We start from the raw sequence: 21,142 nt of genomic DNA on the forward strand, positions 1-21,142 counted from the left end.
GAACTGATTGTTATAGCTTCGCCAAATTTTCAATAAAAGGCGGGAATACCACGCCTTTTTCAGTGATAATAGCGCAAATGAGCTGCGAAGGGGTTATATCGAAAGCGGGATTCCAAACAGGAAAAGAATCTGGAATAAGGGGACTCCCCAAAGAAGTTCGAACTTCAGTACCATCCCTCTCCTCTATACAAATATGAGAGCCAGCCTTCGCAGAGTAATCAATGGTTGTTGTAGGAGCTGCAACATAAAAAGGGATTTGATGGTAATGGGCTAAAATAGCAAGACTATAGGTACCTATTTTGTTCGCTGTGTCTCCATTGGCAGCAATCCGGTCGGCCCCCACAATAACAGAAGTAATGGCGTTTTTTTGCATTAATGCCCCCGCCATATTATCGCAAATTACAGTAACATCGAAACCATCTTGAAGGAGCTCCCACGCTGTTAGCCTGGCTCCCTGAAAAACTGGCCGAGTTTCGTCTACAAAAACCTTGATCTCTTTCCCATGTTCCCGAGCAGCTCGCAGAACTCCAAGTGCAGTGCCATATCCAGCAGTTGCTAAAGCCCCAGCGTTACAATGGGTTAAAACTATAGATTTTTGAGGGAATAAGGTTTTCCCCAATTCGCCCATCTGTCGATTCGCCTTTAAATCCTCTTCTAAAATTTTATGGGCTTCTTCTAGAAGTCCTGTAAACAAAACCTTGCTACCTAACGTTGCCGCTCGTTTTTTCATTCTATGAAGTGCCCCAAAAAGGTTAATAGCCGTAGGCCTGGTGGAAGCAAGTCTTTTCAACGCCAAATCTACGCTTTTTTTCTCCCCATGTAGGGCAGACAGGGCCACTCCATATGCAGCTGTAACTCCTATAGCCGGCGCTCCACGAACAGCTAAAGTCTCTATGGCTTCGGCGACATCTAGATACGAACTACAAAAGAGAAAAGACACCTTCCATGGAAGCTGTCTTTGATCTAGAATTTTGAGCCTGTTTTTCTCTGCATCCCAAGAAACTGGTGAAGGCAACGCCATCTACCTCTCCTCCTATGAACTTTGCACTTCTTCGATTCGAACCAGTGCTCGCCCATCAATAAAAGAAAGAGCCAACTTGTCCTCAGGGTGTAAAAGTTTCACCGAACTGACCACTGTGCCATCTTCTCTCGTACAGCTAATAAAACCGCGCGAAAGGATAGAGAGAGGTGAAAGGGCATTAAGAGCCCCTATCGCTGCTATTAAGGCTTTCTTGTTTTCCTGAAAACGGGCGGAAACGAGTCGAAGCATGTCTTTCCGAATATCAAAGAGCTCTTTTTCATTCTTTCGAACTAATGTGTGCATAATTCCCGTGAGCGCATCTTGAGAAAGATTCAGGTTTCTTTGTGAATTTCTAACATCGTTTCTCACGGCACCAAGCAACGAAGAAGAAAGATATTCTACTCTACGGAGAAGGTCAATTTTATCAGGAAAAAGTCGCTCTGCAGCTGCAGATGGCGTAGAAGCAGCTACATCAGCGGCAAGATCCGACAATGTCATATCGATCTCATGCCCCACTCCTGTTACAACAGGGAAGGGACAGCTTCGAATGGCCCGCACAACCCTCTCGTCATCAAAAGGATTAAGATCCTCTCGACTCCCTCCACCGCGTACAAGCATCACTGCATCTATGGAATTAAGAGTGCGGACTCGGCTGAAAGCCGTACAAATGTCTACAGGAGCATCGTATCCTTGAACAAGGCAGGGTAAAATTATAATGTCACACTGAGGGAAACGATTATGTGATACTTTTAATACATCTCGGATAGCAGCCCCTGTAGCTGAAGTTATAGCCGCTACTTTCTTTGGAATGTCAGGCAGTTTCCTCTTCAGCCGCAGGTCAAAGAGACCTTCCTTTTCTAAGCGTAAACGAAGCTCTTCTTTAGCTCGAGCAGCAGCTCCTACCCCAAGAGGTGTTAAACGACGCACATAAAGTTGATATGTTCCACGGGGCGGATACAAACCGATACGACCTTCAGCTAAGACTTCATCCCCTTTTTTAGGCCATGACGGGACACGAGCAGCATCAGATTTGAATAAAACACATGAAAGACGCCCTTCATCCCCAGTGAGAGTGAAGTATACATGGCCACTCGTATGTCTTGTAATCTCAGCTATTTCACCTACTACTACAAGATTTTGAAGAACTGCATCAGCATAAAAAAGGGCCTGTATGCGAGAAGTAAGTTCGTCAACTGTGAGAGTGGGGAGAGTCATCCCCGACATGATTTTCATCCTTTTCTGCTAGAGAAAGTGCTCGAACGATTCTTCCTAAGACTCCGTTTACAAATCGTCCAGATTCTTCTGTTCCAAAAGCTTTCGCCAATTCTACAGCTTCGGAGATAGCCACGGGGATAGGTATCATCTGCTTTATAATGCCCTCGAAAATGGCTAGACGAAGAGCAGCCCTATCAACAGCCACCATACGTTCAGGCCGCCAACCTACCACATGTTCTCTGATAAGAGTGTCGATTTCAAAACGAGAATCCCAGACTCCTTTTACTAAAACAGTTGCATAAGATACTACATCCGGTTCCTCATCGTCCCCGGGATAAAAATCAAGAATCTGATCTACTGAGTCACAATTACGAATATCAAGAGCATATAAAACCTGCAGAGCGATCTCTCGCGATCTGCGCCTTTTTTGGGGAAGGATGTTTCTACTCAACATTTACCTCCTGATGATCTCTCGAATATATTGTATAAAACCACGTATCGCTTTTTGACCATTATTAGAAAGGGCATATTGAGCCACTAAATAAGTAAGGATACCAACTGCGGCCGTCCAGAGGATGCCTCGAATACGCAAATGGACAAGAGCCGTTACTCCTGCGGCGCAAGCAGCCCAAAACCAAGGTTTCTGAAGTTGAACGGGAAGCTCTTTTCGAACAGCCTCTTTCTTTTCTTCTGTCCATGAAATATGGACACCTAACCCCATAGCAGAGAGAGCGTCTGAAAGCTTATCTTCCAGCATTTTAACTTCAAGAACATTATGGGGATGAGGCATGGATAATACAATATAAAGAGAACTTTCGCTTCTGGAAAGAGCCACTTCCTTGCACGTATAAGAAGGCATAAGCATTGCATTAATAAAAGCAGAAACCCCCTCCTTGGAAAAATTGATACTTCCAAGAGTTGTATTTTTCCAGTAAAGATACACGTCTCACCACCCCCAGGATACGACAGGCCGGCTTTTTAGCCGGCCTGTCGAACATATATGCTATCAAGCTTATTTCAAATCAGCTTCTTCGCCAGGCTCGGTTTTAACCTCATGACCTTCGACAGTATGTTCAAGATCAGGAGATATTTGCCCAGGCTGATTTTGTTGAGAGGTACGGTCGTCAAAAAAAACCCCCTGCACATTGATATTAACAGCTTTCACAAGGTATCCAGTATATTGCTCAAGATTGTTTTTAATAGACTCCTGTACATCCCACGCTACATCTGGAATGCGAAGACCATATTTCACCAAAACAAAAACGTCCACAGTAATTGTTGGTGGCGTAACGTTTTCTTCTACCGACACCTTGACCCCATCTATGGATTTCCGCCCTACTAAACCAAGTTTTGAAACAAGGCCGGGGCTTGCCGGTTGCACACCTGGGATGATAGTTAAAGTCTTTTTTGCAAGTTCGGTAATAACTTCTTCCGAGATGTGAACATTCCCCTGAACAGTTCGTTCCTCTACCATTCCTTGTTCTTCCATTAGAATTTCTTCCTGTTCAGTATTCCTCTCCTGAGATTCAAAATCCAGGTCTTCACGAATGTTATCCATCCCGTAACCTCCTATCCGGTTTTATTCTTCTGCCGGTAAAGCAAAAGACTCCCCACAGTTTGGGCACTGAAGGGGCTCGTCTTCTTCATACATTTCTGGTTGGTAGTAAAAAACATGGCCACATTTAGGGCAAGACACCGATTCATACGTTTCATCGAAGTCGCTTTCTTCCTCTTCCTCGCCACCTTCAAAGTCTTCCCCTACAATCTCCGCAAAAGAGCGCTCTAGTTTATCAAGATCTTCATCGAGCAGGGCCCAATCATCAGCAAGCTCTTCATATAAATCCTGCTGCTCTTCAATAAGATCTCCATGCTCTTCTATTTCCTCAGCTAGAGCATCTAAAGCCTCCGTCACAGCTTGAAAAGCTTTCACTGTTGTCTCATCTTTCATATTGAGACCAGCCAACAACCCTTTCAGAAATGCTATTTTCTCTTTAGCACTCATGGCCCGCCCTCCCCTATTTTCTATTTTTTAGCCCGCTCAAGATATTCGCCACTGCGGGTATCGACAACAACTGTATCTCCTACTTCCACAAAAATAGGAACTGTAACAGTGATGCCTGTCTCAAGAGTTGCCGGTTTGCCTCCTCCAGAAACAGTGTCACCTTTAAATCCAGGGGGAGTATCTATGACTTTCAGCTCTACGCTCTTAGGCAACTCCACACCCATAATTCGTCCTTCAAACATCTCAAGCTGCACCTCAAGATTGTCAGTGAGGTAATTGGCCGCATCTCCAAGTACATCTTTAGGGATATAAAGCTGATCATAAGAAACCATATCCATAAAAACGTAATTATCCCCTTCTTGATATAGGAACTGAGCTGGCTTTTCGTCATAGATAATTCTTTCAAATTTTTCTCCGGAACGGAAAGTGGTGTCAACGATGGAGCCTGTCTCGACATTCTTAAGCTTGGTTCGGACCACAGCCCCTCCACGCCCCATCTTATGGTGCTGATACTCTACTACTTCCCAAATGCCATCTTGCCACCTTACTTTTATTCCAGAATAAAAATCACTTGTGTCAATTACCTGACTCATTCATTTCGTACCTCCTAAAAGTTCAGAGCTTGATAACGGATCAGAGTAAGGATACCGCATATTAGTCTAGGATGCAAAGAGCAGTCAAAGTTCGTTTTCCGTTACCCTGTATATTTTTCATAGATGTATCCTTTCCGAGGTGCTATAACAACCTTATTGGATAAATTTTCTATTGGTTTCTTGATAACGTCAGTACATACTTTTCGAATAAATAAAGAAGGGACACGTTCTAAATCAAGAACCTTTTCTTCCTTTGAAGATGTTCCTTCCTCTTCAGGAATATACACTCTAGGTTGTAAAATATTCCGGAAACGGGTTTCAATAACCACAGCTTTTCTATGATCAGAGAGCTCTACTACACTTCCTGGCGGATAAAGTCCTAGCGTAGGTACGAGAGCCCGCGCTATAAAAGGATCAAAACGAACTCCAGCGTTCGTCATCACGAAAGAGAGCCGCTGTGAGCTGGTAGTAATATTTTGTTGGGATAGGGAATCAAAAGAGTTAGCTACAGCAACAATCCTTCCCATTAAAGGAATTTCTTCCTTTTTTAGTCCGCAAGAGCCCCTTCCATCCCACCTCTCATGGTGATAACGTACTCCTTCTAAAATATCCTCGTCCTCAACTCCTCCCTCTCTCATCAGAGCTTCTCCAAGGACTGTATGTTTTTCTTGTTCTTCTAGGGGAAGCGCTAATAAAGTTTTTCCAATATCATGCAATAAGCCAGCAATAATAGCCTTCTTGATAGTGTCCTTCCAGTGAGGAAATAGTTGCTTCGCTATAAAACCGCTCAATAAAGCTACATTAATAGAGTGTATAAAATATTTTTTCTCTTCTTTATCATCGCTTTGGAAAAGGGAGAGAGTAATGGAAGAAGCCTGACAAACTTCATCTTGTAATAGATTCCCTGCATACAAAAAAGAGCGAATGCCTTCGCGACGAACCCGCTTATTCTGTATATTTTTACAAAAAACTTCAAATTGATAGGATATAACTTCTGCAAATCGTGGACTGATGACTAGCAATGGAGGATCTAATTCGGGAAATATATGAGAAAAAGACTCGAAAGTAACTCCCTCCGATAAATGTTGAGGGCGAATCCACACCCATTCTATATGATGCCGTTCAAGATCTCTGATAATATCTGAATGCTTGGCAAAAAGAGATTGCACGTCAATTCCCTGTGGGATAAGAATTGCCTTATCCCGGCTCATTACATCTTCGACAATTATTCCTCTCCACTTCTCTAAATTTTTAATAGATACCTTAATAGCCTCCTCCACTGTCTCCCTCCGCAGTATATTTATTCGATTCTTTATAATATGGATCTATATTACACTAAAACAAAAAAACATGTACTCTCTTTTATGCTTTGTATTAACGGATAGGGAAACATACTATTTTTCCCCCCAAAACAAATTTATAGCTGTTTTGCCACAACTTTCTTTTATTCCAGTTGACAGCTTTTACCGTGAATGATAGACTGCATTTATTAATTTTCATTCTTTAATTAGCTGAAGTCCCGAAGGGGAAGGAGATTTTTATGTTTCGTATTGAGGACATGGTTCGTCTGGATAAAAATGAAAACCCTTTTTTGTTGCCCTCTTCTATCAAAGAAAAGGTTCTTTCCGCGCTCCGTGAAGTAGAGTGGAATCGCTATCCAGATTCTGGATATAAAGATATAAAGGACGCACTAAGCTCATTACTTCATTTCCCGAACAAATTCTTTGTTTTAGGGAACGGTGGAGATGAAGTTTTATGCCTTCTTTTCACCGCATATGTACAGCCAGGTGCTACTGTTCTCACTTTCTCGCCGTCTTTTTCCGAATACGCCCATCTTTGTAAGGTTTTTCATGCTCGGCATATAACAATTCCTATAGATATGACTGATGGGTTGTGTTCTTTTAATGAAAACCTTTTCTTTGACACTATGCAAAGAGAAAAACCAAGCCTCGTTCTTATTGATTCGCCTAATAATCCTACAGGAAAGCAAATGCCTCTCCAATTTATACAAAAAGTAGTTTACGAGAACAGTGCTATAACGGTCATAGACGAAGCATACGGAGAATTCGCTCCTTCTACCTATCTCGAAACATTGAGAGAACAAGATTTCCCCCAAAGGATCGTGGCACTTAAGACACTTTCAAAAGCATGGGGACTTGCTGGAATCCGCTTTGGCTATGGAGTTTGTCACCCTGATGTCGCTCATAAGCTTAACAGTATTAAGAGCCCTTTTAATATTAATGTCTTAACAGCTGAAACTGTTAAGATACTCTTAAGAGAACCTCATCTACTTATAGAGAAAACGCGGCAAATCTGCAATCTCAGAGATAGTTTTATAAAAAAATGCCAGCTTATTCCTCGCATACAAGTGTATCCAAGTAGCGGCAATTTTGTTTTTATTCATGTACCGGAAGAAGAACGTCAAATAAAGAAAACCTTTAAGGAAGCTGGCATCGCAGTAAAATTCTTTTGTATTTCAGGCACGAGTGGGTCTTGGATTCGTGTTTCTATTGGTATAGAGACAGATCTTGACAGAGTGCTGCACTGCCTTTCCCAAATAGTTTTAACGAGGAGGTAATAGTAATGGGCGAGAAGTGGAAGGATCAACTGACCGATCAATTGTGCAAAGCTTTCTTATCCTTGAACACTGAAGAGGAAGTATATAGCTTCTTGGAGGATGTTGCCACTATTGGAGAAATCCGAGCTTTAGCACAACGCCTTGAAGTAGCGAGATTACTGGATGAAAGCTATACATATCCTCAAATAGCGCAACGAACTGGGGCAAGCACAGCTACTATTAGCAGAGTAAAGAAATTCTTAGAGTATGGTGCTGATGGGTATCGCCTTGTGCTTAACAATCTCAAAGGGCAAGAAGAACAAGACGAAGCTTAATAAAATATTTTCAAAGAAATGGCTGTCATATTATTTATATGACAGCCATTTCTTATAAATGCTAAAAAATGCTTGAAGGAAAAACTACTTATTATCCCTTAGCTTGCCTGCAAACACACAAAGATCCGCTACGGAACACTGGGAACAACGAGGGTTACGAGCCAAACAAATATTCCTACCATGAGTAATAATATTCACATGCCCCCCTAAATAACGATGCTCTGGAACAACTTGCTCCATAACAGCCCCTATTTCCTCAGGCTTGCAACGTTCTTTAACCCATCCAATTCTTTTCGAAAACCGCGAAATGTGGGTATCTACAGGAAAAGATGGAAACCCTAAGTCAAAAAGCAGGACACATGCTGTGGTTTTGGCCCCCACGCCTGGAAGATGCAGAAGAAAAAATTTCGCTTCTTCCAAGCTCTTTTCTCGCAAGCTCTTCAAAGAATACGCCCCAAAGGTCTTATAAATTTGTTCTAATATCTCAAGAATGCGCTTCGATTTAACATCAGAAAGACCTGCGACTCGAATAGCTTCTCGAATATCTTCAGAAGAAGCTGTTGCTACAGACTCCCACGAGGGAAACAACTTCCTGAGGTTCATATATCCCCTATCGCGATTCTTATCATTTGTGTTTTGCGAAAGCACTGTCAAAATTAAACCATCCAAAGGCTCCTCGTGCCGCAAATGTGGAGGGTTCTCTTCCATGTGCCAACATTTTTCCAGTCGATCAAGAATCTCTAAAACATGGTCGGGGTTAGGAAGTTCTGTACATGACAATTTCAGCAACGCACATTCACCAGCCTATTCTTCTGTCTTCTCTGATTCCTTTTCTCCATCAATTCCAAATTCCTTTTTAAGTCGTGCAGCTTCTTTCATCCAAGAAACAAGTTGTTTTTTAACGAGGCCATGAATAGAATCTTCAGGATATACCCCTTGCTCATCAGGAGCTCCCGCTGGTTTTCCCGTAAGGATCTCTATTCCCTGATCTATAGTGTCCACTGCCCAGATATGGAAATTCCCCTCCGAAACAGCATCAAGGACTTCCTGACTTAACATTAGATGAATTACGTTGCGTTTAGGTATCATAACGCCTTGTCTCCCAGAAAGCCCCTTCGAATTACAATATCGGAAAAATCCTTCTATCTTCTCGTTAGCGCCGCCAATAGGTTGTACATTTCCAAACTGATCCACAGATCCTGTTACAGCAATTTCCTGCCGGAGAGGGACATTAGCAAGAGCCGAAAGCAAACAGTAGAGTTCGGTAGAAGAGGCGCTATCTCCTTCGATTTCACTATATGTTTGCTCAAAAGCAATACGGGCCGAAAGTGAAAGAGGCATATTCTGAGCATATTTCCTTCCAAGATAACTAGTAAGGATAAGGAGCCCTTTATTATGTATAGGGCCTGTAAGTTTAACCTCGCGCTCTATGTTCACTACCCCTTCTTGCCCCATATATACATTAGCTGTAATTCTTGAAGGATGACCAAAGGCGTAATCTCTCAAATCAATAACAGAAAGACCATTAATCTGCCCCACAGCAGCTCCTTCTGTTTGTATATGAATAACTCCCTCTTCAAAGGCCCTTTGTATCCGTTCCTGAATTAAATTGCTTCTAAATCTCTTTTCTTCTATGGCTTTGTGAACATGTTTAGCTTCTACAAGCTTTGCATTCTCAGCAACAGCCCACGCCGTAGATTCCACTATTATTTCAATAATTTTATTAAATTCCGTGGTAATACGATCTTGGTGATCAGCTAAACGACTGGCCCATTCAATAACTTCAGCCACAGCGTCAACAGTAAAGGGAATTTTCCCCTCCCTCCTTACAAAACTGCAGATGAATTGAGCCATTTGCTGCTCTGTTTCCAAATTTCGCGGCATGTCACTATCAAAATCTGCTTTTATTTTAAACATCTTTAAAAACTCAGGATCGTAATACTGAAGCAGTGCATATAAGTACGGAGTACCAACCATTACAACCTTCATTTTGATGGGGATCGGCTGAGGGCGCAAAGAAGAAACTGGTATAGCTCCATATTGTTCTCCCAAGTTTTCTATATTGGCTTCTCCCGTTCGGAGGGCACGTTTTAAAGCTTCCCATGACATAAAATTCAAGAGAACTTTTTCTGCGTCAAGGATCAAATACCCTCCATTTGCTTTTTGGAAAGCGCCAGGAACAATTTTATGGAAGTCTGTGTAAAGATACCCCTGTCTGCTTTCGTATTCTACTTTCCCTGTAAGATTGTAATACGTAGGATTTGTCTCCCAAATAACAGGCGCCCCATTCTCGGGGTCATTGGCCACAAAAACATTAATGGTATATCGACTAAAGTCTATCTCCGCAGACTCATCTTTTGCTGCAGCCACAAAAATATTAAAATTACTGATAATGTCTTCCGTTAAGTTGTCTATCCATTTGCATAATATCTCTGTTGTACCATACTTATCTTTAATGTCTTGCAGATATGGAGTAATTGCTGAGCGGCAAATTTCAGCCTCCAATTTGTTAATTTCCTCTTTTAACGCTTTCTCTAGATCTCGAATTTTTCTCAATGTATCAAGAGTTTTTTGAGAAATTTCCTCCGATTTGACCTGGAGCTCTTTCTGCTTTTCCTCTGGAAGAGATTCAAACTCGTCCTGTTGTAGCTCCCGCCGTGAAGTTTCTCCAGATTCACTGACTTCTTCAGTGAGAGGAATATTGACAAATCCTTGAGGCGTCCTTTTTAAAGCAAAACCTTTTTCTCCCGCCCAGGCCCGTACCTCTTCCATTAAAGAGTTAACCTGTTCCTGAAACTTTTTTACCAGTTGAGCCTTGGCATCTTCATACTGACTCTTTTCAAAGGCTTTGCTTATGGCAATTTTCAGCTCCTCAAGGAGATCTTCGAAAGCTGCTCCCATCTCTTTACCTTTTCCAGCAGAGAGATTGATAGCCAGGGGACGACTCGGATCATCAAAGTTATAAACATAAATCCAGTCGTCAGGGGCCTTTCTTTCAAGGGCCGTTTCACGAAGCCGCTCCAGAGAATAGGTTGTGCGTCCACTTCCTGGATTCCCTAGGACAAAAATATTGTATCCCTTACTCTCTACAGCAAGTCCAAAAGAAAAGGCTTTTACAGCCCGCTCTTGCCCAATAAATTTTTCAAGGCATGGAAGTTCTTCAGTCGTTTGAAAGTTAAGAGCATTTATATCTGCTCGTTTTCTGAGCTTCTCTAAAGGTAATTTACATTCTTCCGTTATGTTAGGCACGGGAACACCTCCTCAGATGAAATTATAATGCCTCCTCCACAGACAACATCCCTATTGTACAAAACTAACGATTGCCCCGGTGCTACCATAGGACTTTCAGATACAACCTGAACGCGAAGAGAATCCTCTCCTATCGATACCACTTTTACGGGGAAAGGGGTGGTTCTATACCGATGCTGGGCCATATATACCTCCCCTAGCTTTAACAAAGGAGAAATGACCGGGTGAACACACTGAACAAAGCCAGGATGGTGTTCTCTGGTATTGCTGACATACAAAATATTATGCGCCAGGTTTTTCCCCACAACAAACCATGGCCCCCCAGAAAGCCCCAAACCTTTCCTTTGCCCTATAGTATAGCGCCAAAGTCCCTGATGTTTCCCTAGAACGTGTCCATCTCCATCAACTATAGACCCAGGAAGAGAAGTTTCCTCCCGTATATACTTTCGCAAGAAGAGCATCAATCCCTGGGGGGCGAAGCAAACATCTTGGCTTTCCTCTTTTTTTACAACCCACAGTGGAAGCTTTGATGAAGCTATTTCTCTCACGTCAGCTTTCGTCATATTTCCTAAAGGGAAACGAATACTACGAAGCCATTCCATGGGAAGACGATATAACATGTAGCTTTGATCTTTTTTTATATCTCTTCCTCTAGCTAAAACAAAATCGTCATTATTAGAGAGGATACGAGCATAGTGGCCTGTAGCTACAAGAGGTATATTTTTTTCTTCTGCAACTTTGAAGAGAAGCCTGAACTTGACGGCAGGATTACATAGAATACAGGGGTTCGGCGTCAACCCTCTGGCATATTCAGAAACCACCAAAGATAGCACTCGCTGGGTAAAAATATCTCGCCCGTCAAGAGTAATAAAAGGGATATGGAGTTTTTGAGCAAGCTCGCAAGCTTGCTGCTGAGCTAAGCTATTTTCGGGGCCTGAGAGATGAAGGTAAAGCCCATATACATCATACCCGTCTCTTTTAAGCAGGAGGGCTGTCGCCGCACTATCAACTCCTCCACTCATGCCCACTAAAATTTTTTTCTCCACGAATAAAACCACCTAAAGACCAAACAATATTTTTCTCAACTGAGCAAGTCCTGTAGGAAGCAAGGCGGATCCTACTACAACTCCCCATTCTAGCGCTCCAAGAGGAACTATATCCAAAACATTCTGGAATACAGGAATATACGTAATGACAACTTGCAATAAGACAGAACCCCCTATACCCAACAAAAGCCACGGGTTCTCCCAGAACCGCTCTGGATGACTTAAAAGACTATTTTTACGCACGTTTAACACAAAGAAAAGCTGAGCTAACACAAGTGTATGAAAACTCAATTCCGTAGCTCGCAAGAAATCTCCCTTATGATACCAGAGAGACCAATAATATGCGGCAAAAACTCCACTCGTGATAGCTGCTCCATAGAAAAATATAAGCAGTTTATGGGACCTCGTAACAATATTTTCGTCTCTCCTTTTAGGACTACAAAGCATTACATCAGGTTCTGCCGGGTCAAGAGACAACGCGAGTGCAGGCAATACGTCTGTAACCAAATTGATCCACAGAATTTGCAAAGGGATAAGGATCGTAGGCAACTTGAGAAGTATCCCTAAAAAAACAGTGAGGATTTCGCTCAGATTACAACATAAAAGGAATAATACTGCTTTACGAATATTATCAAAAATTCGCCGGCCTTCCCGCACAGCTTCAACGATAGTACTGAAACGATCATCTTGAAGAATAATGTCTGAAGCTTCTTTACTAACCTCAGTACCCTGTATACCCATAGCTATCCCTACATCGGCCTGTTTTAAAGCTACGGCATCATTAACTCCGTCACCAGTCATAGCTACGACTTCCCCAGCTTTTTGAAGGCCTTTTACAATTCTCATTTTATGCTCTGGAGCCACTCTGGCTACTACAGATAGTTTTTTCGCTCGTGCAACTACATCTTCCTCTGACAAAGATTCAAGTTCTGAACCCATCATAGATAGAGAGTAAGGTTCTTTGTATATACCAACCTCCTTGGCAATTGCCTCAGCTGTCACTAAGTGATCGCCAGTAACCATAATCACATGTATTCCTGCTTTATGACAAAGAGTTACAGACTCGTTAACCTCAGGTCTCGGGGGATCGTCTATGCCAGCCACTCCTAAAAACATAAGGCTTTCAAGGGAATCACCCCAAGCTAAAGCTATAGTTCGCATGCCTCTTTGAGCCAAGACTTGTACGTTCTTATGCCACGCTATCTTGGTTTCCTCTAAAAAAGGGGCCGGCCCCTGCGACGTGAGTATAAATGGGCAATCATGGAAAACCCTTTCTGGGGCCCCTTTCATTGCCACGCCTTCATTGTGCCATGTAACCATTCGCATCGTTTGTGAGTCGAAAGGCTCTTCTGCAATACGAGGAAAATTGTTTCGCAAAGATAGTCTGTTTTCCCCAGCATAACGAAGAAGCGCTACTTCCATAGGATCCCCCACCGATTTCGTGTCGTTTATAGTTGCATCATTACAGAGGACAGCAACACGAATAAAAAGCTCCTCCGCCTCAGGTTGAGACAAATTAACTGCACGAACAGTCATATCGTTCATTGTCAGCGTTCCTGTTTTATCAGTACAAATAACAGTTGTAGACCCCAACGTTTCAACAGAAGCCAAATTCCGCACCAGGGCATTTATTTTTGCCATCCTGTGAACTCCAAGAGCCAACGTCATAGTAGCCACAAAAGGTAGCCCTTCTGGAACAGCAGCTACAGCGAGGGCTATGCCGGTACTAAGCATCATTAAAAGACCGCGTCCTTGAAAAATCCCTGCTCCAATAACAATTCCCGCAATAGCTATTGTTGCCCATATAAGGAACTGGCTAAATTTAGCTAAACGTTCTTCTAGAGGCGTTTCCTGAGAAGAGACCTGTTGAAGCATTCGACCTATTCGTCCAATCTCCGTCTCCATTCCCGTAGCAAAAACTGTAGCCCTTGCTGTCCCCTTAACCATATTCGTACCTGCATAAACACAATTAGCGCGGTCAGGCAATAGTGTTTCAATGGGAAGAGACTCTATGATTTTCTCTACTGGTAAAGATTCTCCTGTTAAAGAGGCCTCATTTACCGTGCAATTCGCTTCTTTGAAAATACGCCCGTCAGCTGGGATCACATCTCCAGCTTCCAGTACCATAATATCCCCTGGAACCACATCCGCAGAAGAGATTAGGGATATGTTCCCGTTCCGTAAGACTCGACAATGGAGGGAGGTCATGGATTTCAATGCCTGTAGAGCCTTTTCTGCTCGAAATTCTGTAAAGAATCCAATAAGGCTGTTCATAAAAATAACAACCAAAATAGCGATACTATCGAGAAGTTCTCCCATCATAAAACTTATAAGAGCGGCTACAAAGAGAAGGTAAACCATGGGGGAAGCAAACTGTCTGAGAAAAAAACGCCACCAAGGAAGAATTTCCTCTTGAGAAAGAACGTTGCCCCCATATTCCTTCCTTGCAGCCTCCACTGCTTCATCACCGAGCCCCTGTTCAATATCCACGCCCATACGTTCCAAGAAATCTCCGGCAGCTAAAGCGTAAGGAGCGGAGGGTTTCCCGTTCTCTTGGCTTTTCAATTAATACTCGACCCCCTTACGGCCATAGATCCCTTTCTGGAAAGGGTGACGGATCTCTTTCATCTCCGTAACGAGATCAGCATAGTCTATAAGTATTTGAGGCGGATTCCGTCCCGTAAGAACAACTTCTACATGAGAGGCGCGTTTCTTCAAAAGAGCAAGAAGTCTCTCTGCTTTCAAGAGCCCATAGTCAAGAGCAACATTGATCTCATCCAATATTACTATATTGAACTGCCCTCCCATAATCCATTTTTCCGCAATCTCCAAACCTCGCTGGGCCTCAAGAAAATCCACCTGGAGAGGAGCAGACTTGTCAACAAAATCAGGACGACCAGTCTGGATAATTTTAATTTCAGGAATACGTGATAAACTTACGAGTTCCCCATAGTGCGGCCATCCTTTCATAAATTGAACAATCCCTACTGTAAAGCCCCATCCTGCTGCTCGTAGAGCGAGACCAAGAGCCGCAGTAGTTTTTCCTTTCCCATCTCCCATATAAATCTGAACTAAACCTAGCTCTTCGGAGTGTTCTCTCGTCATATAGGGATTCCTCATTTCTTCTTTATTTTTATTCTTGAGTCTCTGCCCATCTTGATTTAAAATGCCCTGAGAATGGAGGTTTGTCAATGCTCAAGATCACAACTTTTTTAGTGACAGGCATTGTACAAGGGGTAGGTTTTAGGCCTTTCTGCGCCCGATTAGCTCAAGAAATGGCTTTAGGGGGAAGTGTTAAAAACACTTCCGATGGTGTGCTTATCACCTTGCGAGGAACTTCAGAAACCATCGAAAGCTATCTTCAGCGCTTACAAGACGAAAAACCCGGCCCTTCGTATATAGCGTCTATAGAATTCCTCTCAGATAAGACATGTTCAGAAGAGGATAATGGGAATTTTACTATAGAAAAAAGCCTTCGCCTTGAACATCAGCGGGTCCTCATCCCACCAGATATAGCAACTTGCGATGACTGTTTGCGGGAAATGAACGACCCATCAAACCGACGATATCATTACCCTTTCATTAATTGCACGAATTGCGGCCCTCGATATACTATTATTCAAGATCTTCCATATGATCGCCCACTCACGACAATGAGCAGTTTTACTATGTGCGAAGAGTGTCAGAGAGAATATGACGCCCCACTTAACCGACGTTATCATGCCCAACCTAATGCGTGTTCTCAGTGTGGCCCCTCATTATGGCTTACAAATAATAAAGGGAATATAATAGCTAGAGGTGAAGAAGCGCTTTCTCTCTGTTGTAAAAGACTTCAACAAGGGGATACTGCCGCCATTAAGGGACTTGGAGGGTTTCATCTCGCTTGTGATCCTTTTCAACACGAAGCCGTTAAAAAACTGAGAGAATCGAAACATCGAAAGGATAAGCCGTTCGCCCTCATGGTTCCTGATCTCAAACAAGCGCAACAACTTGTGTATATCACGAATACCGCAGCTAAAATTCTCTCATCGACCAAGAGACCTGTTGTCATTTGTCCTATGAGACAAGACACAATGCTCTCTCCACTCGTAGCGCCAGGACAAAATTCTTTAGGTATTATGCTTCCTTACGCGCCACTTCATCACCTGCTGTTACAAAATTTTGACGCTCTCGTTATGACTAGTGCTAATATGAGCGATGCGCCCATTATCTCTAACAACAAAGATGCATTGATTTCTCTTGCGCCTCTTGCTCAAGTTTTTTTAATGCATAATAGAGACATACATATGGCTATAGATGACTCTGTTATAGCCGCTCAGGGACGAGAGTATGTGGTTATACGAAGAGCAAGAGGATTTGTTCCCCTTCCCTTAGCATCTCCTCGGAAAGGCCCGGTAATTCTTGCTGCTGGAGCTGAAATGAAATCCACTTTTACACTCACACAAGATCGAACTATCTTCCCTGGCCAATATCTTGGCGACTTAAAACAGATAGGGACCATAGAGTATTACAGAAAGGCTCTCCGTCATTTCTTGAAGTTATACAACCTTCATCCTGAATACCTTGTTTATGATCGTCATCCTCAATATATTTCTCGGTCTGTAGCACAGGAAATCTCTGGAATAAGCTCTTCTCGCTCTATGGCTGTACAACACCATCATGCCCATATGGCAGCCTGTCTTCTTGAGAACCGTTTTAATGGTACAGCCATAGGTGCTATTTTTGATGGGACTGGATATGGTGCCGACGGAACAATTTGGGGCGGAGAATTTCTTGTAGGAAATACTCGTGATTTCCAGCGTCAAGGTTCTTTTCTTCCATGCCCTCTTCCCGGAGGAGAACGGGCCGTTTTAGAGCCCTGGCGTTACGCTTTTGCCATGCTTCTCTCTGTATACGGAGAAGAAGCTTGCCATATAGCACAAAATCTCTGGCCTTGGGCTGCCCGTTATTTAGACTCCCTTAAGGCTATTATGAAACACTCTCCCATCACCACTTCATGTGGCCGTTTCTTTGATGGCGTTTCCGCTTTATTAGGGATATGCCCTATCATTTCCTACGATGGACAAGCCGCTATGGAGTTAGAAGGATGTGCAAAAGGATCCGCTCTCGCCCCCTTCTCCATAATGGAAAAAGGACACCAGTTCTTTCTCGATTGGCGCCCCACTATACAGTGGCTTGTGGAAAGGAGCGCTTCCTTCTCTGTTGAAGAGAAAGCTGCTGCAATCCACGGAGGATTGGCTGCGGCTACAGCTGAAATATGCCGCTCCATTGCTGACAACAATGGGGTTAAATATGTAGCTCTATCCGGAGGGGTATGGCAAAACAGGCGCCTTCTCGTGCTCACCCTCTCTCAATTACGCCGAAGAGGGTTACTGCCCCTTACTCATCACCTTTTATCTCCTAATGATGAAAGCGTTTCAGTTGGACAAGCTGCGATAGGGCTAGAATATTGGGGTGAGGGCCCTTCTCAGTAGAGAAAGGCCCTTCTATAAAACATAAAATATTAATTTATCTATCGACACTCTCGGGAGCGTAGTCGATACCGCTGATTTTACATAGTTTCTTGGGGTGATGGATGGCTTCTACGTAACGAACAGTGCCGCTCTTCGAACGCATAACCATGGAAAATGTTCGTATCCGCCGCCCTTCGTACCGAACACCCTTAAGGAAGTCTCCGTCTGTTACGCCAGTAGCAGCAAAGAAAACATTATCTCCCGTAACAAGATCTTCAAGAGTTAACACCTGATTGAGATCAAGCCCTCTGGCCCGGCTCTCTTCCGCTTCTGCCTCATTTCTAGGCCAAAGCTTGCACTGCATATTCCCACCTAAACATTTAATAGCACACGCCGTAATTACCGCTTCAGGAGAACCTCCAATACCTACGAGGAGATCGGCCCCTCCCTGCTCTTTACATGTTAAAAGAGCACCTGCTACATCTCCGTCAGGGATTAATTTAATCCGAGCCCCTACTTCTCGTATCTGCTCTTTAACTTCGTCATGGCGGGGGCGATCAAGCACTACAACTGTAATATCTCCCACGGATTTCGACTTTTTTGCAGCAACCCTCTTGATATTTTCTCCGATAGGAGCGTCTATATCAATAACATCTGCCGCATCAGGGCCAGTTGCCAATTTGTTCATATAAAAAATATTTTTAGGATTAAACATCGTTCCCTTTTCCGATAAAGCCACAACACTTATAGCCCCTGGTAAGCCCAAAGCGGTAAGCCGAGTTCCATCAATAGGATCTACAGCGATGTCCACCTCAGGAGATACTCCTGTTCCTAAGCGCTCCCCATTAAATAACATGGGAGCTTCGTCTTTCTCCCCTTCGCCAATCACTACAACGCCGTTCATCGCAATGGTATTGAGCATATATCGCATAGCCGTTACCGCTGCACCATCGGCGGCATTTTTATCTCCTCTCCCCATCCAGCGACCAGCTGCCATAGCTGCAGCTTCTGTTCCACGGACAAGCTCGAGAGCCAAGTTACGTTCCGGCACTGACATTATGGCCCCTCCTATTCAGAAAATCTTAAAAATATTTCATCTATTGCCTTAAAATAGTAATCAATATCAAACAGCTTGTCGAGTTCATCTCTGGAAAGATAGCGATTCACCCGTGAGTCCGACCAAAGGAGGTCGGCAAAAGATCCTTCTCCGTGCCAACATTTCATAGCGTTCTCTTGCACCACTGCATATGCATCTTCTCTGCTAAGCTTGAACTTTTCTACGAGTTCAAGCAAAACTCTCTGACTAAAGACAAGACCTTGAGTCAGATACAGATTTTTTTCCATATTCTCCGGACTGATATCCATGCCTTCTACTATTTGAGACATTTTCTTCAGCATATACGTCACGAGATGGAACGCATCAGGCCAAATAATTCGTTCCACAGAAGAATGGCTTATATCTCGCTCATGCCAAAGTGCCACATTCTCCATAGCTGTAGAAGCATATCCCCTTAAAAGACGAGCCATCCCTGTTAGACGTTCACAAAGAATGGGGTTTCTTTTATGAGGCATAGCCGAGGATCCCTTTTGTTTCTTCCCAAAAGGCTCCATGGCTTCAAGGACCTCCGTTTTTTGAAGGTGTCGAATCTCCACTGCCATTCTCTCTATGCCGGCTCCGAGAAGTGCCAGAACATTCATGATATGAGCATGACGATCACGCTGCAAGATTTGAGTGGAGACCGCAGCTGGATGAAGACCAAGGAGTTCACACACCCGTTTTTCTATTTTAGTAGGGCAATGAGCGTATGTTCCCACCGCTCCAGATATTTTCCCATAATTAATTTGTTCTCGCGCCTGAAGAATTCGCTCTCGATCTCGAATAAGCTCGTAATACCAGTTGAGAAGTTTGAGCCCGAAGGTCATGGGTTCTGCGTGAATACCATGAGTGCGTCCAACACAGGGGGTATACTTATATTCTTTCGCTTTTTCCCATATAAGACCAGCAAGCTTATTGACCTTTTCCAAAACTACGTCGAGAGATTTTCGTAACATAAGGGAAGAAGCTGTATCGAGCACATCACTGCTTGTTAAGCCAAGATGGATATATCGCCCATTGGCCCCCACCTTTTCAGCTACAGCAGACACAAAAGCAATGACATCATGATGTACCTGGCTCTCTATTTCATAGATCCTCTCTATATCAAAATCAGCTTTCTCTTCAATATCTTTCAAAGCCTCTTCTGGAATAAGCCCCTCTTCTGTCCAAGCCTTGCACACTGCCAGCTCGACTTGAAGCCACGTCTGATACTTGTTGTGGTCGCTCCACATACGTTTCATTTCTTCTGTTTCGTATCTTTCTATCATTCCTCATGCCTCCTCATAGCCATATCTCTATGCCAATCCTCCCGCACTGCCGATAGGAAGGGATTATACCTGCCACTAGCAAAATCGGGGAAAGTGTAATCAAACGCAACCCATTGCTTGAAACGATAGCGCATTGTTACTTCCGCGAAAATACCTTCTGTCAGGTATATCCGATGGGCATGATCTTTAGTTGAAGCCAGAACTAATCGAGCCCCATTAATATATCCTGGATCAATATTTACGGCTCGTATGTCTCTTTCTTCTCGAGCGAGGCTACTCCGCTGTTCTACGAGGCCACTCTCCTTTTTCCAACGAACCAATTCATCCCCATTACGAAGACCTGGGAAGGAAATAAAGCGCCGATACAAGACAGGTGCAATATCATGATAATAGTCTGTTTTATCGAAGGGGAAGGCATCGCTAATTCGCTCAGGCTCTCCCCAAATAGGGGATAACGCCTGCAAAACCCACTGCCACCACCATTCATCTGGATAAAGAACTCCTGTAATCAATTTCACAGGATATATCATTCTGAAGACTCCTTTTCCTTTCTGAGACATAAGTGCCCTACTACCTTACCATCCCATATACACGTCATATATTCATCGGCGCCAAGAAGATCAAGGGGAGATGGCTCTTTTATTTCTTCATCGACGCGAAGAATTCGATACCCTGCTCTACGTTTCTTCTGAGCCCACGCCTGACCAACTGCGGCCCACCAAATCATATTTTCAGCAGTATCCAAATCGCAAGTGACATCATCAAGCATAAAAACATGGGGAGCTATTTCTATGGGGCATATGACCATTCTCCCCTCTGCGTTATCTATAGCCAACATGGGTTCCTCAGACTGCAACGCAGATTCTACTTCATCATAAGAAAAAGTGTACCCCTTTAAATGAGAACAAGCTTTTTCATTGAGAATCACTTTCTTTTTCTGAATGGCTAATAAAGGGATAGGAACACTCCACCATTCAGGAAGATCCCCTGTTTGGGAAGTAACCATTAGTTTAAGCTCCCCTACAGTAGAGATAGACGCTCCTCCCTCTGCTGATAAAAACAACACTGTTTCTTTATTGGGCAATGTATAAAAAGGAGTGTGAGATGGATCCTCTTCTTTTTCAAAGCTACGAAATAAGCTGGAAACGTGACTATCCTTTCCCGTCTTATGTAAAAATGCAACGAGATCCTCTTGCAGAAAATATTTATAGCGATTTTTCTTATGCAGCACTATTCTTGTAAGAGAGAAGCAAAAGAGTGCCCTCAAAACGATGGAAAGAGGAGACGAAAAAGAGAGACTATTAAGA

At 43.3% G+C, this 21,142-nt stretch carries 20 protein-coding genes; 3 read left to right on the plus strand and 17 right to left on the minus strand.

The genetic code is table 11. The annotated features are described in order from the left end of the window. Positions 1–10 precede the first annotated feature (10 nt). From mtnA to B4J50_RS01405, 8 genes are all read right to left on the minus strand, one after another. On the minus strand, positions 11–1,021 hold the full coding sequence (gene mtnA / locus B4J50_RS01370; RefSeq protein ID WP_286847628.1) for an S-methyl-5-thioribose-1-phosphate isomerase: 1,011 nt from the start codon (positions 1,019–1,021) through the stop codon (positions 11–13). Positions 1,022–1,033: 12 nt separating this feature from the next. Then, positions 1,034–2,254 carry an exodeoxyribonuclease VII large subunit gene (gene xseA / locus B4J50_RS01375; protein ID WP_286847629.1) on the minus strand — a complete coding sequence of 407 codons (1,221 nt, stop codon included), beginning with the start codon at positions 2,252–2,254 and terminating at the stop codon, positions 1,034–1,036. Beyond that, positions 2,211–2,687 (minus strand): transcription antitermination factor NusB, encoded by a 477-nt coding sequence (gene nusB / locus B4J50_RS01380; protein WP_024822178.1) that lies wholly within the window; start codon positions 2,685–2,687, stop codon positions 2,211–2,213. Before nusB ends, xseA begins: the two co-directional genes overlap by 44 nt. 3 nt (positions 2,688–2,690) lie before the next feature. Then, a complete protein-coding gene (locus B4J50_RS01385) occupies positions 2,691–3,179 on the minus strand; it encodes a hypothetical protein (protein ID WP_286933638.1) in 489 nt (162 codons plus the stop codon). Between the two features lie 69 nt (positions 3,180–3,248). After that, on the minus strand, positions 3,249–3,794 hold the full coding sequence (locus tag B4J50_RS01390) for an Asp23/Gls24 family envelope stress response protein (RefSeq protein ID WP_286847631.1): 546 nt from the start codon (positions 3,792–3,794) through the stop codon (positions 3,249–3,251). Between the two features lie 21 nt (positions 3,795–3,815). After that, positions 3,816–4,238 carry a CD1247 N-terminal domain-containing protein gene (locus tag B4J50_RS01395; protein WP_286847632.1) on the minus strand — a complete coding sequence of 141 codons (423 nt, stop codon included), beginning with the start codon at positions 4,236–4,238 and terminating at the stop codon, positions 3,816–3,818. A 20-nt stretch (positions 4,239–4,258) separates the two neighbouring features. Beyond that, positions 4,259–4,831, minus strand: a complete 573-nt coding sequence (gene efp, locus B4J50_RS01400) for an elongation factor P (RefSeq protein WP_286847633.1) — start codon at positions 4,829–4,831, stop codon at positions 4,259–4,261. Between the two features lie 101 nt (positions 4,832–4,932). Further along, positions 4,933–6,111, minus strand: a complete 1,179-nt coding sequence (locus tag B4J50_RS01405; RefSeq protein ID WP_286847634.1) for an HD-GYP domain-containing protein — start codon at positions 6,109–6,111, stop codon at positions 4,933–4,935. 260 nt (positions 6,112–6,371) lie between these two features. On the opposite strand from B4J50_RS01405, the gene B4J50_RS01410 reads away from it, so the two are divergent. Further along, positions 6,372–7,409: a pyridoxal phosphate-dependent aminotransferase gene (locus B4J50_RS01410; RefSeq protein ID WP_286847635.1), complete on the plus strand. Its 1,038-nt coding sequence runs from the start codon at positions 6,372–6,374 to the stop codon at positions 7,407–7,409. A gap of 5 nt (positions 7,410–7,414) precedes the next feature. Next, entirely contained in the window at positions 7,415–7,723 is a 309-nt protein-coding gene (locus tag B4J50_RS01415) for a YerC/YecD family TrpR-related protein (RefSeq protein ID WP_286847636.1), read from the plus strand. An 84-nt stretch (positions 7,724–7,807) separates the two neighbouring features. Here B4J50_RS01415 and B4J50_RS01420 read toward each other — a convergent pair whose 3' ends face one another. From B4J50_RS01420 to B4J50_RS01440, 5 genes are read right to left on the minus strand one after another with little or no spacing between them, the layout of a single operon-like run. Beyond that, positions 7,808–8,512, minus strand: a complete 705-nt coding sequence (locus B4J50_RS01420; protein ID WP_286847637.1) for an endonuclease III domain-containing protein — start codon at positions 8,510–8,512, stop codon at positions 7,808–7,810. A gap of 15 nt (positions 8,513–8,527) precedes the next feature. Next, positions 8,528–10,972 (minus strand): Lon protease family protein, encoded by a 2,445-nt coding sequence (locus B4J50_RS01425; protein ID WP_286847638.1) that lies wholly within the window; start codon positions 10,970–10,972, stop codon positions 8,528–8,530. After that, a complete protein-coding gene (mnmA, locus tag B4J50_RS01430) occupies positions 10,960–12,018 on the minus strand; it encodes a tRNA 2-thiouridine(34) synthase MnmA (RefSeq protein WP_286953884.1) in 1,059 nt (352 codons plus the stop codon). Before mnmA ends, B4J50_RS01425 begins: the two co-directional genes overlap by 13 nt. A gap of 12 nt (positions 12,019–12,030) precedes the next feature. Beyond that, the gene (locus B4J50_RS01435; protein ID WP_286847640.1) at positions 12,031–14,583 is read right to left on the minus strand and encodes a cation-translocating P-type ATPase; all 2,553 of its coding nucleotides are present in this window, start codon (positions 14,581–14,583) and stop codon (positions 12,031–12,033) included. Continuing rightward, a complete protein-coding gene (locus B4J50_RS01440; protein WP_286847641.1) occupies positions 14,584–15,210 on the minus strand; it encodes a cob(I)yrinic acid a,c-diamide adenosyltransferase in 627 nt (208 codons plus the stop codon). Between B4J50_RS01440 and hypF the strand changes: the two genes are divergently transcribed. After that, positions 15,210–17,492, plus strand: coding sequence for a carbamoyltransferase HypF (gene hypF / locus B4J50_RS01445; RefSeq protein ID WP_286847642.1), 2,283 nt, complete (start codon positions 15,210–15,212; stop codon positions 17,490–17,492). The two genes, B4J50_RS01440 and hypF, sit on opposite strands and share 1 nt — an antisense overlap. Before the next feature lie 34 nt (positions 17,493–17,526). Here the strand turns inward: hypF and glpX are convergent, their stop codons facing one another. The 4 genes from glpX to B4J50_RS01465 all read right to left on the minus strand — a co-directional run. Continuing rightward, positions 17,527–18,528, minus strand: coding sequence for a class II fructose-bisphosphatase (gene glpX, locus B4J50_RS01450; protein WP_286847643.1), 1,002 nt, complete (start codon positions 18,526–18,528; stop codon positions 17,527–17,529). 11 nt (positions 18,529–18,539) lie between these two features. Further along, positions 18,540–19,835 (minus strand): adenylosuccinate lyase, encoded by a 1,296-nt coding sequence (gene purB / locus B4J50_RS01455; protein WP_024822163.1) that lies wholly within the window; start codon positions 19,833–19,835, stop codon positions 18,540–18,542. Continuing rightward, on the minus strand, positions 19,832–20,365 hold the full coding sequence (locus B4J50_RS01460; protein WP_286847644.1) for a DUF4416 family protein: 534 nt from the start codon (positions 20,363–20,365) through the stop codon (positions 19,832–19,834). The genes purB and B4J50_RS01460 overlap by 4 nt, the downstream gene beginning before the upstream one ends. Continuing rightward, a partial coding sequence (locus B4J50_RS01465) for a hypothetical protein (protein WP_286953886.1) occupies positions 20,362–21,142 on the minus strand: 781 nt, incomplete at its 5' end. The genes B4J50_RS01465 and B4J50_RS01460, both read right to left, overlap by 4 nt.

It is taken from the genome of Aminobacterium sp. UBA4908, from assembly GCF_002398115.1.
Classification (GTDB): Bacteria; Synergistota; Synergistia; order Synergistales; family Aminobacteriaceae; genus Aminobacterium; species Aminobacterium mobile.